The sequence below is a fragment of the Terasakiispira papahanaumokuakeensis genome (assembly GCF_001709345.1).
Classification (GTDB): Bacteria; Pseudomonadota; Gammaproteobacteria; order Pseudomonadales; family Halomonadaceae; genus Terasakiispira; species Terasakiispira papahanaumokuakeensis.
Genome location: NZ_MDTQ01000001.1, coordinates 460,977 through 473,387 on the forward strand (window position 1 = coordinate 460,977; position 12,411 = coordinate 473,387).

Annotated in this window: 11 protein-coding genes; 6 read left to right on the plus strand and 5 right to left on the minus strand. The window is 51.0% G+C overall.

Annotation, left to right across the window (positions count from 1 at the left end; translation table 11 throughout):
• Positions 1 to 8: 8 nt before the first annotated feature.
• Both BFW38_RS02060 and yrfG read right to left on the minus strand, forming a co-directional pair.
• Positions 9 to 449 (minus strand): RNA-binding S4 domain-containing protein, encoded by a 441-nt coding sequence (locus BFW38_RS02060; protein WP_068996894.1) that lies wholly within the window; start codon positions 447 to 449, stop codon positions 9 to 11.
• Positions 450 to 457: 8 nt separating this feature from the next.
• Positions 458 to 1,111: a GMP/IMP nucleotidase gene (gene yrfG, locus BFW38_RS02065; RefSeq protein ID WP_068996895.1), complete on the minus strand. Its 654-nt coding sequence runs from the start codon at positions 1,109 to 1,111 to the stop codon at positions 458 to 460.
• A 225-nt stretch (positions 1,112 to 1,336) separates the two neighbouring features.
• Here yrfG and nudE point away from each other — a divergent pair, with 225 nt between their 5' ends.
• Both nudE and cysQ read left to right on the plus strand, forming a co-directional pair.
• Complete coding sequence (nudE, locus tag BFW38_RS02070; RefSeq protein ID WP_245686047.1) at positions 1,337 to 1,900, plus strand: ADP compounds hydrolase NudE; 564 nt, start codon at positions 1,337 to 1,339, stop codon at positions 1,898 to 1,900.
• Positions 1,897 to 2,778, plus strand: a complete 882-nt coding sequence (gene cysQ / locus BFW38_RS02075) for a 3'(2'),5'-bisphosphate nucleotidase CysQ (protein WP_218186344.1) — start codon at positions 1,897 to 1,899, stop codon at positions 2,776 to 2,778. Before nudE ends, cysQ begins: the two co-directional genes overlap by 4 nt.
• 52 nt (positions 2,779 to 2,830) lie before the next feature.
• On the opposite strand, the gene BFW38_RS02080 is transcribed toward cysQ, so the two are convergent.
• Positions 2,831 to 3,550: an SIMPL domain-containing protein gene (locus BFW38_RS02080; RefSeq protein ID WP_068996898.1), complete on the minus strand. Its 720-nt coding sequence runs from the start codon at positions 3,548 to 3,550 to the stop codon at positions 2,831 to 2,833.
• 268 nt (positions 3,551 to 3,818) lie between these two features.
• On the opposite strand from BFW38_RS02080, the gene lon reads away from it, so the two are divergent.
• From lon to BFW38_RS02100, 4 genes are all read left to right on the plus strand, one after another.
• Positions 3,819 to 6,266, plus strand: coding sequence for an endopeptidase La (lon, locus tag BFW38_RS02085; RefSeq protein WP_068996899.1), 2,448 nt, complete (start codon positions 3,819 to 3,821; stop codon positions 6,264 to 6,266).
• Between the two features lie 128 nt (positions 6,267 to 6,394).
• A complete protein-coding gene (locus BFW38_RS02090) occupies positions 6,395 to 6,595 on the plus strand; it encodes a DUF1656 domain-containing protein (protein WP_068996900.1) in 201 nt (66 codons plus the stop codon).
• Between the two features lie 133 nt (positions 6,596 to 6,728).
• Complete coding sequence (locus tag BFW38_RS02095) at positions 6,729 to 7,625, plus strand: efflux RND transporter periplasmic adaptor subunit (RefSeq protein WP_068996901.1); 897 nt, start codon at positions 6,729 to 6,731, stop codon at positions 7,623 to 7,625.
• A gap of 11 nt (positions 7,626 to 7,636) precedes the next feature.
• The gene (locus BFW38_RS02100; RefSeq protein ID WP_068996902.1) at positions 7,637 to 9,661 is read left to right on the plus strand and encodes an FUSC family protein; all 2,025 of its coding nucleotides are present in this window, start codon (positions 7,637 to 7,639) and stop codon (positions 9,659 to 9,661) included.
• Between the two features lie 37 nt (positions 9,662 to 9,698).
• On the opposite strand, the gene BFW38_RS02105 is transcribed toward BFW38_RS02100, so the two are convergent.
• Both BFW38_RS02105 and BFW38_RS02110 read right to left on the minus strand, forming a co-directional pair.
• Positions 9,699 to 10,241, minus strand: a complete 543-nt coding sequence (locus tag BFW38_RS02105; RefSeq protein ID WP_084004394.1) for a GreA/GreB family elongation factor — start codon at positions 10,239 to 10,241, stop codon at positions 9,699 to 9,701.
• Between the two features lie 108 nt (positions 10,242 to 10,349).
• A complete protein-coding gene (locus BFW38_RS02110) occupies positions 10,350 to 11,990 on the minus strand; it encodes a methyl-accepting chemotaxis protein (protein WP_068996904.1) in 1,641 nt (546 codons plus the stop codon).
• Positions 11,991 to 12,411 lie beyond the last annotated feature (421 nt).

Consider the following 12,411-nt stretch of genomic DNA (forward strand, 5'->3'; position numbering starts at 1 on the left):
GCTCTCATTTATTCTGTATTGCGACGCTTGAATTGATGAATCTGGCGTCGGGATTTTTTATCAGGCCGGTGATCAGGCGCAAGTTGAGTGTCGCGCATGAGTTTACGGCTGGCGGCTTGTTGGGCTCTGTGCGCTTGGCTACGCTCGGTTTCCTGATAAAGTTTTTGGGCTTCTGAAGCGGGGCCGCGCTTCTCTGAAAGGGCCTCAACAATCACTTCCATTTGTTCGTGGCCGCGTGAAAGCTCAAGGCGTGTGCCTATTTTGAGGCCGCGCCCTACTTTGGGCCTTTGCCCGTCACAGCGTATTTTACCCCCTTCAATGGCGGCCTTTGCCAGCGAGCGGGTTTTATAAAAACGAGCTGCCCATAACCATTTATCAAGACGAACGGTGGACTGTTGATCCGAGCCCAAGGGGTTGTCGTTATCAGTGGCGTGTGAGGTTTTGGACATAGTGGGTCTCATGATTGGGTCAAATGATAAAACTGATCAATCGCCGGGTATTCAGTCAAGGTTCTTTCCGGTGAACGGCTGTCCGGTTGTGCAATTGTCAGTAACCACTGAATGCCATAATGCCGAGCGCTGTTTAATACCTGCTCGTTATCATCAATCAGTAATGTCCGTTGTGGTTTGAAAGGAGAACGTTGATTCAACGCATGCCAAAATACGGGGTCTTCTTTGGGGAGACCGAGATCGGCTGAACTCACGATTTCATCGAGGTACTCAGTAAGGCCTGTGGCCTCAAGTTTCAAGGCCAACCCCGGACGATCGGCATTGGTGGCCAAAATGACTTTGGGGTCGGCCTGTTTGAGCCATTGTAAGAAGTTTAGGGCATCAGAACGAAAGCCAATCAGGTGCTGCACTTCTCGTTTTAAGGCCAAAATGTCGACACCAAACTGATCACTCCAGTAATCCAAGCTATACCAGTTTAAGGTACCTTTTTCTGCCATGATACGAGGAATGATATAATCACGTGCTGCATTCTGATCCAACCGGTGTAATTGAGCGTAGCGTTGTGGCAAGTGTTCAAGCCAGAAATGACTGTCGAAATGAAGGTCCAGTAGGGTACCGTCCATATCGAGCAATACTGTATCGATTTGATGCCAGTCAATCATCGAAGACCTCTTGCAGCGGCGAGCGTTAAGGGTTCATTTATTAGCGTAATACGCTCAGAGTGAGTGGCATTGACGTTCTCCATACGTGTCGATAAATGAAATGACACGATGTGATCGGCGCCACTTGCGTCTTTATGAGATGGCCCTCATTGTAACGGATCATCACTCAGGGTGTCCTCATTCCCCTGATGCCCAATGAGCCCAAGCCCGGAGCCAGAGGTACTCATGCCAGACAGACCTAAAATCCTCTCTAGTCGGATGGTGGCGCATAGTCGCCTGTTTGAAGTTGAATCGTTGGATCTGCGTTTTTCTAATGGGGCCGAACGAACCTATGAGCGACTGGTGAATCATGGTCATGGGGCTGTGATGGTGGTTGCTGTCGACTTAGACTGTCGTGTTTTGATGATTCAAGAATATGCCGGGGGCTTACACGAGTACTGCTTGACCTTGCCTAAAGGGTTGGTGGAGCCAGGGGAAGATGCCCTGGCAGCGGCTAATCGTGAGCTGATGGAAGAAACCGGATTTGGCGCTCATCACCTTGAACCGTTGGTCGATTTGAGTCTGGCGCCCGGCTATATGGATCATCGGATGCAAGTGGTGTTGGCACGGGGGTTGTATCCCGCCAAGTTAGAAGGTGATGAACCGGAGCCTTTGATTGTGTCATGGCATCGGTTGGATGATATTTTGTCCTTATTAAACCGAGATGATTTTCACGAGGCGCGAGCAGTTGCCGCTTTGTTCATTGCTCGGGAACGATTGATTCAGGTTGGTGATCGAGGAGCAACATGATGGTGCTTGAACACCCCTCCCGGATGGCTCGGGAGTTGGGGCGTATTTGTCGGGATGCCAGTGCGGCGATAATGAAAGTCTATAACCAACCCCAGCAGCAGTGGGATGTGAAGACTAAAGCCGATGACTCTCCCGTAACCGCCGCTGATTTAGGCGCGCATAAAGTCATTATGCGCGGTCTGAGTCAGATGATGCCGAGGCTACCGGTATTATCTGAGGAGTCAGCCAATGTGGCCTGGTCAGCGAGAAGTCAATGGGGCCGTTATTGGTTAGTTGACCCCCTCGATGGCACGCGTGAATTCCTTGATCGTAATGATGAGTTCACGATTAACATTGCCATGATTGAGCATGGCCAACCGTTATTTGGCATGGTGCATGTCCCCGTGACTGGCGTGACTTATTACGGTGGGCGTTCCTGTGGCAGTTATCGACAAGGTTTAGAGGGGGAGCCGGAACGCTTGGAAGTGCGATCTCTTCGGTTGCCTCAAATTGATGTGGTGGCCAGTCATCGTCATGGTAATGAGCAGATTCAACCGTTGCTTGATGCGATGCAGCAACAAGGGATGAATGTCGCGCGTCGGCAGATCGGCAGTTCTCTTAAACTGTGTATGATCGCAGAAGGTCAGGCGGATTTTTATCCGCGTATCGGCCCCACCTGTGAATGGGATACCGCTGCTGCTCAAGCGGTGATCGAAGGGGCTGGCGGCAAAGTGCTGGATCTTAATTTCAAAACGCTGGCGTACAATCAGAAAGATTCACTGATGAATGCGTGGTTTATGGTCCTAGGCGACCTGCACCATCCTTGGCAAAACTGGCTCACGCCTGCATTGGAGCAGCTGAGGTTGGATGAGCAGGAGGCCGCCGAAGCGGACTCCTGATGTCTTTCCATCGGTAACGGGTTCATCTGTATTGGATGATCGTACTGAAATATTAGTCTTCGAGTTGATAATCAATGCGAGTCACGACACGGATTTTTTTCACCTCCGGCGTATAACTGTCGAGATCATTGATACTGAAGTAACCCTGTTCTGCATGCCGAATGCCGCCAACCTGGGCGCCGGAATCACGTGCAAAGCGTGCTGCCGCTTCTCGGGCATTGGCGGTTGCTTGGGCGATCATTTCCGGCTTGATATCATTTAAGCGTGTAAATAAAAACTGTGGGCGGTATTCATAGCTTTGGGTCAGCGCTACTCCTTGGCGAATGACTTGTCCCACTTTTTGCATCGTGGCTTTCACGCGGGCGACGTCATGGGTTCTCACCAGTAACGTTGGGCTAGACTTGTAACGTGCTTTAGGCTGTTGATTGCCATAGTTATTGATTTGCATATCTTCAATACTGGGCATCGACATTTGCAAGTCTTCGGCTTTGAATCCTGCATCGAGTAGAAACTGGCGTAACAAATCTGCCTGACGCTCGACCTCTTGTTGTACTTGATCGAGCTGATTACCTGTGACCAGAAAGTTGAGCGGCCAGAGAGCGAGGTCGGCGTCAACCTGGCGTTCCGCCAGCCCCTTTACGCTGACTTGGCGGCGACTGTCCTGATAGGCATTTAACGCTTGTGCGATTAAGGCTGCCGCGATCACTATCCCCAATGAGACAATGGCGGCGCCGAGCCAAGCGTGTGATGGCTTATTCTGATCGGTCGTCATGACATGGAGCCTCCTGCCGGTTGAAATCACTGTTCAGCATAATTTAAAGCATGACACTGAGACTTGGCTATTGTCGGCAATGAGCGGCAGTCCATATGGCCTCAATCTATGCGGCCCCCATCGGTAAGTGAGGACCCTCATTCAGCGTCAATATTTTGGCGCCATTTCACTGTGCTGTGATGATTCTTAATTGAAATCAACACACTTCAGCCCCATACCTGTGGCAGAGGCCATCTCGGCCAGGCAATCATAGCGTCGGAGACAGATTATGAGTGAGCACGATAGGCCACACGATGATGATATTGAAATCGCAACGGATGACATTGAGCCTGAAATCAGCTCTTCTGGCATGTTAGCGCTCCCTGAAGATGCGCTTCCGGAAAAAATTTATTTGATGCCGACTCATAACCGGCCCTTCTTTCCGGCTCAGATTCAACCTTTAGTGGTGCCACGGCGACGCTGGGAAGACACGCTCGAGCAAGTAGCCGAAGATGAACATCATGTGATGGGGCTGATTTATGCTGGAGAAGAGCCCCAGGCCGATATTGATCCTCACGAGATGCCACATATCGGAACCGCGGTGCGTATTCACCGCGCTCAGACAGAGGGCAACCGGCTGCAGTTTTTAGCGCAGGGTTTGAAGCGTTTTCGCATCAAGCGTTGGCTGACAGATGAAGCCCCTTACTTGGTTGAGGTGGAATACCCGCGTGAGCCGCTCGAAGATACTGACGAGGCGCATGCATATGCGATGTCCATTATCTCCGGGATCAAAGAGCTGTTACCGATTAACCCGCTTTATGGGGAAGAGTTAAAGCATTACTTGAATCGCTTTAATCCCAATGAGCCTGGTCCCCTAACGGATTTCGCCGCCTCGATTACTGCGACCTCTGCTAAAGGCGACGAATTGCAGCGGGTACTGGAAACCTTAGCCGTGTTGCCGCGGATGCAAGTGGTGTTACCGCTGCTGCGCAAAGAAGTCGAAGTCGCCAAGCTGCACAACAAAATCAGCGAAGAGGTGAATGAAACCATTCAGGAGCGCCAGCGCGACTTCTTCCTGCGTGAACAATTGAAGGTGATTCAGCGCGAGCTGGGGATTACGAAAGACGATAAAGAAGCGGAAGCGGAAGAGTTTGCCCAGCGTCTGGAAGGCAAAACGCTGCCGCAGAAAGTGGATGATAAAATTCAAGAAGAGCTGAATAAATTATCCATGCTTGAAACCGGCTCGCCGGAATATGCGGTTACACGTAACTATCTGGATTGGATTACCAGTCTGCCTTGGGGGATTCAGGTTGAGGATAACCTCGATCTGGCGCATGCCCGCAAGGTTCTGAATGATGATCATGATGGTTTGGACGATGTCAAAGATCGGATCGTTGAATTCCTCGCTGAAGGTCATTTCAAAGGCGGCGTGGGTGGTTCGATTATTCTGCTGTCAGGTCCTCCCGGTGTCGGTAAGACCTCTGTCGGGCGTTCCATCGCCTCTGCATTGGGTCGGCCTTTCTATCGCTTCTCGGTTGGCGGTATGCGTGATGAAGCTGAGATTAAGGGGCATCGTCGGACTTATATCGGTGCCATGCCTGGTAAGCTGGTCCAGGCATTAAAAGAGTCTGAGGCCGAAAACCCGGTCGTGTTACTTGATGAAATCGACAAAATGGGCAGCAGTTTCCAGGGTGATCCCGCTTCAGCGTTGCTTGAGGTGTTGGACCCTGAGCAAAATGTGAATTTCCTCGATCACTATTTGGATGTGCGCCTGGATTTATCCAAAGTCCTGTTTATCTGTACCGCCAATCAGCTGGATACGATCCCCGGCCCGCTATTGGACCGTATGGAGAATATTCGTCTGTCTGGTTACATTGCAGAAGAAAAACTGGCGATTGCCAAGCACCATCTCTGGCCTCGCTTGCTTAAGCGAGCAGGCTTGTTGAAAAAACAAGTGGATATTACCGAGCCCGCCTTAAAGCAGATTATTGAAGGCTATGCTCGAGAGGCGGGTGTACGCCAGTTAGAAAAACAACTGCACCGGGTGTTGCGCAAAGCTGCAGTCAAACTGATGGAAGACGAGGAAACCTCTATCCGCGTCGGTCTCAAACAGTTGGAAGATTATTTGGGTGCACCGATCTTCCGCAAAGATCCGCTGATGGCTGGCGTTGGGGTGATTACCGGCTTGGCTTGGACCTCTATGGGAGGGGCCACGCTGTCGGTGGAAGCTAACCGTATTCACGGCCTTGATCGTGGTTTCAAATTGACCGGTCAGCTCGGAGATGTGATGAAAGAGTCCGCTCAAATTGCCTATAGTTATATTATGGGCCATTTGAAGACGCTTAATGCTTCTGCTGACTTTTATGATAAGAGCTTTATCCACCTGCATGTGCCGGAAGGGGCAACCCCCAAAGATGGCCCTTCTGCAGGGGTGACGATGGCGACGGCATTGCTGTCACTGGCTCGGAATGTGAAGCCCAAGCCCGTTGCCATGACCGGTGAACTGACTCTCACCGGGCAGGTGATGCCGGTGGGCGGTATCCGCGAGAAGGTGATTGCGGCACGTCGTAGTGGGATCTATGAACTCATTCTGCCGGAGGATAATCGTCGGGATTATGATGAATTGCCGGATTATCTGAAAGAAGGGATGACCACCCATTTTGCTCGTCGTTATAGTGATGTCGCAGCCGTTGCGTTACCCGAGACTAAATCAAGCCGTAAGCGCTCGAACGGATAATGCTCTTGCTGGTCCCCTATCTCATGGCGGCGCTTTGATCGCCCGCCATGAGGAACACTGGAATGCGTTCCCATTAAGGAACGCATTCTTTATAATTAAGTGTATTGCTATCTACTTCGGGCGGCAAAATGGGACTTCAGGAAATTGCAGTGGGTGGAATTTTTCTCAGTCCAATGTTGATCTTTGCACTCATGGGCTTTGTGGCTGCTGTGATTGTGCGCTGGGGGTTGCACCGGTTTTTACGCCGACGTGTTTGGTGGCACGAAGCGTGGTTTGATGCCTCCCTTTTCATTGTCCTGACGGCAGCTTCTGCATTCGCACTGTCTTGAGCGAATCGTGGGCGCAGGTTTCTTTTTTTGTGGTCTCTCCTACTGTGTATGTGAGCGGTGTACAGACGCGACTGCAGACCGTTCAATTCATTCGATATTGACTCCCCCCAAGCGCTACTGAGAAAGGCGTATTATGCGAAAAGGCTTACGGATTCTAGTGACACTGTTGGTGGTTGCGGCGGCGATAATGGCTGGGCTGTGGTTATGGCATTATTACCTCTACACCCCTTGGACTCGTGATGGCCGTGTACGCGCAGAAATTATTACGATTGCGCCTGATGTATCCGGTTGGGTGGACGAGTTATCGGTTCAGGATAACGGCTGGGTCTCAAAGGGGCAGAAGCTGTTTACCTTGAATGATCAGCGCTACCTCGCCGCAGTCGATAAAGCTAAAGCGGTTGTGGCCAATCGTGAAGCGACGCTGGCGCTGAAAAGGCATGAATCTGAACGACGCAAGCAGTTAGGTCGCGAGGCGATCAGTGCTGAGGATCAGGAAGTGGCACAAATTAATCGCGATGTCGCTGCTGCCGATTTACAGCAGGCTCAAGCCGCATTGGCCAGTGCTGAAATCGATTTAGATCGAACCCTTGTCCGAGCACCGGTTGAAGGCCATGTGTTGAATATGCATTTGAATGCGGGTAACTATGTCAAAGCGGGTCAAGCTGTGATGGCTTTGGTCAAAGCCGATTCTTTCTATGTGACCGGTTATTTTGAAGAAACCAAGATGCCTGATATTCATCAGGGCGACCCGGCTGAAGTTATTTTAATGAATGGCGACACTCATTTAAAAGGCCATGTGGCGGGCATTGGCCGTGGTATTGCCGATACGAATACGGCGACCAACAATCAATTATTGCCGCAAGTTCAGCCCACCTTTAATTGGGTTCGATTGGCGCAGCGTATTCCCGTGCGCATCACGCTGGATGAGGTGCCAGACGGCACGCTGTTAAGCGCCGGAATGACGGCAACGGTAAGGATTCTCAAAGCACCAGAACGTCATGAGCCGGATGCCCAGGCTTCTGAGCATTAGGCCCCACTGTTATGAATCCTTTTTTTGAGGCCTATCTGACCCCGTCAGCCAGTGCCGTAAAGTTTGGCATAAAGGCGACGTTGGCGATGTTCGTCGCCCTATACCTTGCGCTATGGCTGGATTTGGATCGCCCTTATTGGGCGTTGATTTCAGCCGCCTTCCTGCAAATTCGTCCGATGAGCGGCATGGTGATTGAAAAAGGCCTTTGCCAGCTCGGCGGTACGGCCATTGGCGCGCTGGTGGCGATTGTCATTATGTCACTGTTTGCACAAGCCCGAGTGCCGGCGATTGTGTCGCTGACCTTGTGGATTATGCTCTGTAGTTATGCCTGCTCCTTGTTACGCAATAATTATTCTTTTGGTTGCGTGATGGCCGCCGTCACGGCCATGTTGGTGGTGGTTATTTCAGGCAGCAATCCGGGAAGTGTATTTGATGTCGCGGTCGCTCGTTTGTCTGAGTTAGGGCTCGGCGCGATTTGTGCCACTTTGATTAGCTCTTTGTTATGGCCCACTCGGGTCAGTGATCATCTGGCACAGCAAGCCGATAAAGTGGTTAATGAAGCCTTTTTACAAGCGGCTCAGCGATTAGAAGGCAGCGATGTTGAGGCCGATCTCCAAGCGTCTCTGACTGGGAGCCTACAGCCATTGACGATGCTGGAAACCGACAGTCAGGCGGCTCGATTTGAAGATCCCGATGGCAATGCGAGAGTTAGGGCGACACATGTCTTGACCCGGCATACCTTGCGTTTACTGGCGACCTTGCAAGCGATGAACCGTATTTTAAGGGATCGGGAAACCGTTATTGATACGGACTTGCGTGAACTTATTGTGGCGACTGGGGAGGGGTTTCGCGAGTCAGAACAAGTCAAAGGCGTTGCCCCGGCCAAGCAGCATATTCATGCGCTTCGTCACCGGGCTCACCAGCTATCTTTGGCTGGCCGTGAGCCTTTACAGCAACGTATCGGTCATGGATTAACGGAAATTCTAAACCATGCACTGGTGATGCTGGATGCCCGTCAGGCGATCAGTGCGCCGAGTGGGCGTAAGTTAAAAAGTGCCCCTCTATCCTGGCATCGGGATCACCTCGCCGCCTCTTTAAATGGCATGCGTTCAGGCATTGTCTTTGCACTGCTTGCCCTCTTTTGGTTGGCGACAGGATGGCAGAATGGGCAAGTGGCCATGTTGTTGGGAACGATGTTCTCGACCTTCTTTGCCAGCCGTGAGAATCCGGTAGCGATGGCGATGATGTTTTTTAAAGGAATGCTGGCCGCGATTCCAAGTGCTTTCTTATTTGGTCACGTGCTGTTATCTCAGGCTGATGGTTTTATTCCTTTGGTTCTGGCGTTCGGGCCGCCTCTTTTTTTGGGGCTGATGGGCGCTGGTAATATGAAAATCATGGGGTATTGCCTGCCTTTTACCGTGTTTAATATTCTGCTAACGATGCCCGGTAACGGGATGGATTTTTCTTTTGATAGTTTTGTGAACCGGGCCTTGGCGGTCATTATCGGGCTCTCTGCTGTGGTGATGAGTTTCCGATTGATTCCTGGTTTGGGGGCAACCATCCGACGACGGCGCCTAGTTGCGGCCATTGGACGTGATTTGGATGAACTTCCCCGACTCCCTGTGAACGAGGCTGAAAGCCGATTTGTGGGGCGTATGGCGGATCGTATTTTGGCGATGGCACGTCATGACGATACCTTGCCTGAACAACGTCGACATTTATTTGGTATTGGGCTCGTTGGACTTGATATGGGGCACAGCTTATTACGGCTGCGTCGACGACTCCCTCAAGAAGACAATGTGTCCCGCGCTTTGGCGCGTTTTCGCCAAACCTTAGCTGAAGCCTATGTGGCCAGTGCTTATGGCCGTGAAATCACCGGTGAGCTATCAGTCGCCGCCCAGCAGTTGATCTCGGCGGTCGAGACAACAGAGGTGATGACGCCTGAACGTTTGGCTTTATTTCAAGGGCTGTTGCAACGCTTGGAACTGACGCTGTGTCAGCAAAGTGAGCGCATCGCTGAACATTATGTGACCTGATCAGGCGGTTTTGACGTCCCTTTGAGGTCTCATCGTTTCAGTGGAAGTCAGGGTACTGAATCGCCGTAATGATCCAGCTGATGTCTGGGCCTTCGCCCTGGGGCTGAGTGACGATGTCATCGAGCCCTTTCCCTAAAAGCTGGCGCACAAAAGGCGCATCAATGCTGAGTGCGCCTTTAGAGGCATCGGCTTCATCTGGTCCGACGATACGATAGTGAGCTTCGGCTCCCGTGTCTTCATCTTCGAGGGTTACTAGGGCGCCAAAATAAATTTTGCCGGGGTCGGCCGGTAATCGGTCAACGACTTGTAAGGCATCAAGCCGGATATCCAGATAGCGGATGCGTGATAAGGTTCGATTCAGTTCGCGTTTGTTATAGGTGTAGTCTGCGTTTTCACTGCGGTCGCCGTTGGCGGCGGCTTCATTCACCTTTTGTGCTAACTCAGGATGCTTGACCCGCCATAACCACTCACGGGTCGATTTGAGGCGTTCGTAACCCGCCGGTGTGATTAAATTTGTTTTATGCTCGGCACGGGGGTCTTTCGACGGATCCCGCCAGCGACTCATATTTCGTCCTTTCATATCACGAGTGCCCTACGTTTGATCACATACTTCAATACAGGAACCCCTGAGGGCTCAAGTGAGCCCTCAGTGTCAATATGGTGTTGTGGCTGTCCGGTATCGCGCTGCTTAAGTATGGAATTGACGAATACGGGCACGCAACTGTTCCGCATTATCTGACAACTGCTGACCCGCATCGACCAATTGTTGAATGTCATGACGTGTTTGATCGGCCACGTCGGTAATACGCGTTAGACTTGCGCTGATTTCTTCGGCGACCTGACTTTGCTCTTCAACAGCACTGGCAATTGCAGCATTTTGGGATTCTAGATCGGCAATGGACGTCGTGATTTCGGCAAAGGCTTGGCCTGCTTGAGTGGCGCCTTCGACTGTTTCTTCGGCCAGCGCTCGGCTGCTCGACATGACATTAACCGCATCGCGTGCACTATTTTGCAGGTTGCGAATCATCGTTTGTATTTGCTGTGTGGAGTCATGAGATCGACTGGCTAGCGAGCGCACTTCATCCGCCACAACCGCGAACCCTCTTCCGGCATCACCGGCTCGAGCGGCCTCAATGGCTGCATTAAGAGCCAGCAGGTTGGTTTGTTCGGCAATGCCCTCGATGACCTCCAAAATTGTACCAATTTCACTGGTGCTGGTATCGAGTGCCTGAATCACACTCCCGGCCTGTTCTAGTTGGCGGGCCAATTCCTGTACACGTTCATTGTTCTGGTTGATGGTTTCCAGGCCGTTTTGCGCTTGCTCACGTACTCGGTTGACTTGTTCGCTGGCATTTTCTGCTGAAGAGGCGCTGTCTTGCGCGGTTGCCGCCATTTGCTGCATGGCCGTAGCCGTTTGTTCCGTTTCCTGTTCTTGGTTTTCTGCACCTTGACGAGTTGAGGAAGCAATATGGTTCAGCTCTTCAATGGTATGGGTGAGTGATTCAGCTGAATTACCCGCATGTTCTACAACTTCCTGGAAGCGGTCCAGCATGTGATTAAATGCGGCTGCCATTTGTCCTAGTTCATCCTGACTGTCGACGACGACACGACGGCTTAGGTCGCCGGAAGCACGAACCTCTAACATAATGTGTTGAAAACGCGTCAGGCGTTGTGTGATTGCGCGGATAATTAATAGCGCTGACCCCCCCACGACGATGGTCAGAATGACCACCGTCAGGGCATAGGCCCGTAACGCTTCCCAGAAAATACTGGTCATATCATCCAGGTAAATACCATTGCCAACAATCCATCCCCAGGGTTTGAATCCTTTGACATAGGCGATTTTTTTGACCGGGTCATCATTCGGAGCATTCGGTTTTGGCCATAAATACTCAATGAAACCTTCATCTTTTTGCTTGACGACTTTAACGAATTCGGCAAATAGTTTTTTACCTGTTGGATCCGCAAAGTTGGAGAGATCTTTTCCATCCAATGTGGGCTTAATCGGATGCATCACCATAACGGCTTGCATATCATTCACCCAAAAGTACTGTTGCTTTCCGTAATGTAAGCTTTTGAGGGCTTCTAGGGCCTCATGTTGTCCCTCGGCATCATCTAGCTCACCTGATTGAACACGCTGATAGTAGTGTTCAATCAAGCTATAGGCGGTTTCAACTTCATGCCGGGTTTGCTGTTTGCGATCAGCCAGCAAGTTATGAGTTAAAGACCAGAGAGAAACGGCGACCAGAAATGCGGTGCCAGTGACCATTAATCCAATGATCGCCCAGAGTTTATATTTGATTTTGATCTGGCTGAGCCGGAATGCCATGAAGTCCATCCCTCTTATTTTATAAGCACACCATCATGAATGGAGAGTGATCGAGTGTGCAAGCGCTGATGAGTCGATTATCCGGGTTTAGCATGGTATGTCGTTGACTGTTCGTCGAGCTCGCATGATTTATAAGATATAATCAGCATGCTTGTTTACGCTACACTATATTCAATGGGGGCAGAAGATTGAATCTTGATCCATTCGTCTTGTGGTCTATCTTTTGTTCTCCGCGTGTTACGATCGACCTTATCATTATAAAGTGCACTTCACGGCATGTGCTAGAAACATGGTTCGGACCCGCTGAAAGGTGATGTGGCACCTAGGGGGATTGAAGAGAGGAGGTATAGCCGTAGAAAGAATGTGATATAAAAGTGACCATCCTATTCAGTCATGCGTGAAGGATGTGGGTGTAGAAGGG

Excerpts from the sequence above, each read along its gene's own strand:
- BFW38_RS02060 (WP_068996894.1), bottom strand. The coding sequence starts at position 449 with ATGTCCAAAACCTCACACGCCACTGATAACGACAACCCCTTGGGCTCG.
- yrfG (WP_068996895.1), bottom strand. The coding sequence starts at position 1,111 with ATGATTGACTGGCATCAAATCGATACAGTATTGCTCGATATGGACGGT.
- nudE (WP_245686047.1), top strand. The coding sequence starts at position 1,337 with ATGCCAGACAGACCTAAAATCCTCTCTAGTCGGATGGTGGCGCATAGT.
- cysQ (WP_218186344.1), top strand. The coding sequence starts at position 1,897 with ATGATGGTGCTTGAACACCCCTCCCGGATGGCTCGGGAGTTGGGGCGT.
- BFW38_RS02080 (WP_068996898.1), bottom strand. The coding sequence starts at position 3,550 with ATGACGACCGATCAGAATAAGCCATCACACGCTTGGCTCGGCGCCGCC.
- lon (WP_068996899.1), top strand. The coding sequence starts at position 3,819 with ATGAGTGAGCACGATAGGCCACACGATGATGATATTGAAATCGCAACG.
- BFW38_RS02090 (WP_068996900.1), top strand. The coding sequence starts at position 6,395 with ATGGGACTTCAGGAAATTGCAGTGGGTGGAATTTTTCTCAGTCCAATG.
- BFW38_RS02095 (WP_068996901.1), top strand. The coding sequence starts at position 6,729 with ATGCGAAAAGGCTTACGGATTCTAGTGACACTGTTGGTGGTTGCGGCG.
- BFW38_RS02100 (WP_068996902.1), top strand. The coding sequence starts at position 7,637 with ATGAATCCTTTTTTTGAGGCCTATCTGACCCCGTCAGCCAGTGCCGTA.
- BFW38_RS02105 (WP_084004394.1), bottom strand. The coding sequence starts at position 10,241 with ATGAAAGGACGAAATATGAGTCGCTGGCGGGATCCGTCGAAAGACCCC.
- BFW38_RS02110 (WP_068996904.1), bottom strand. The coding sequence starts at position 11,990 with ATGGCATTCCGGCTCAGCCAGATCAAAATCAAATATAAACTCTGGGCG.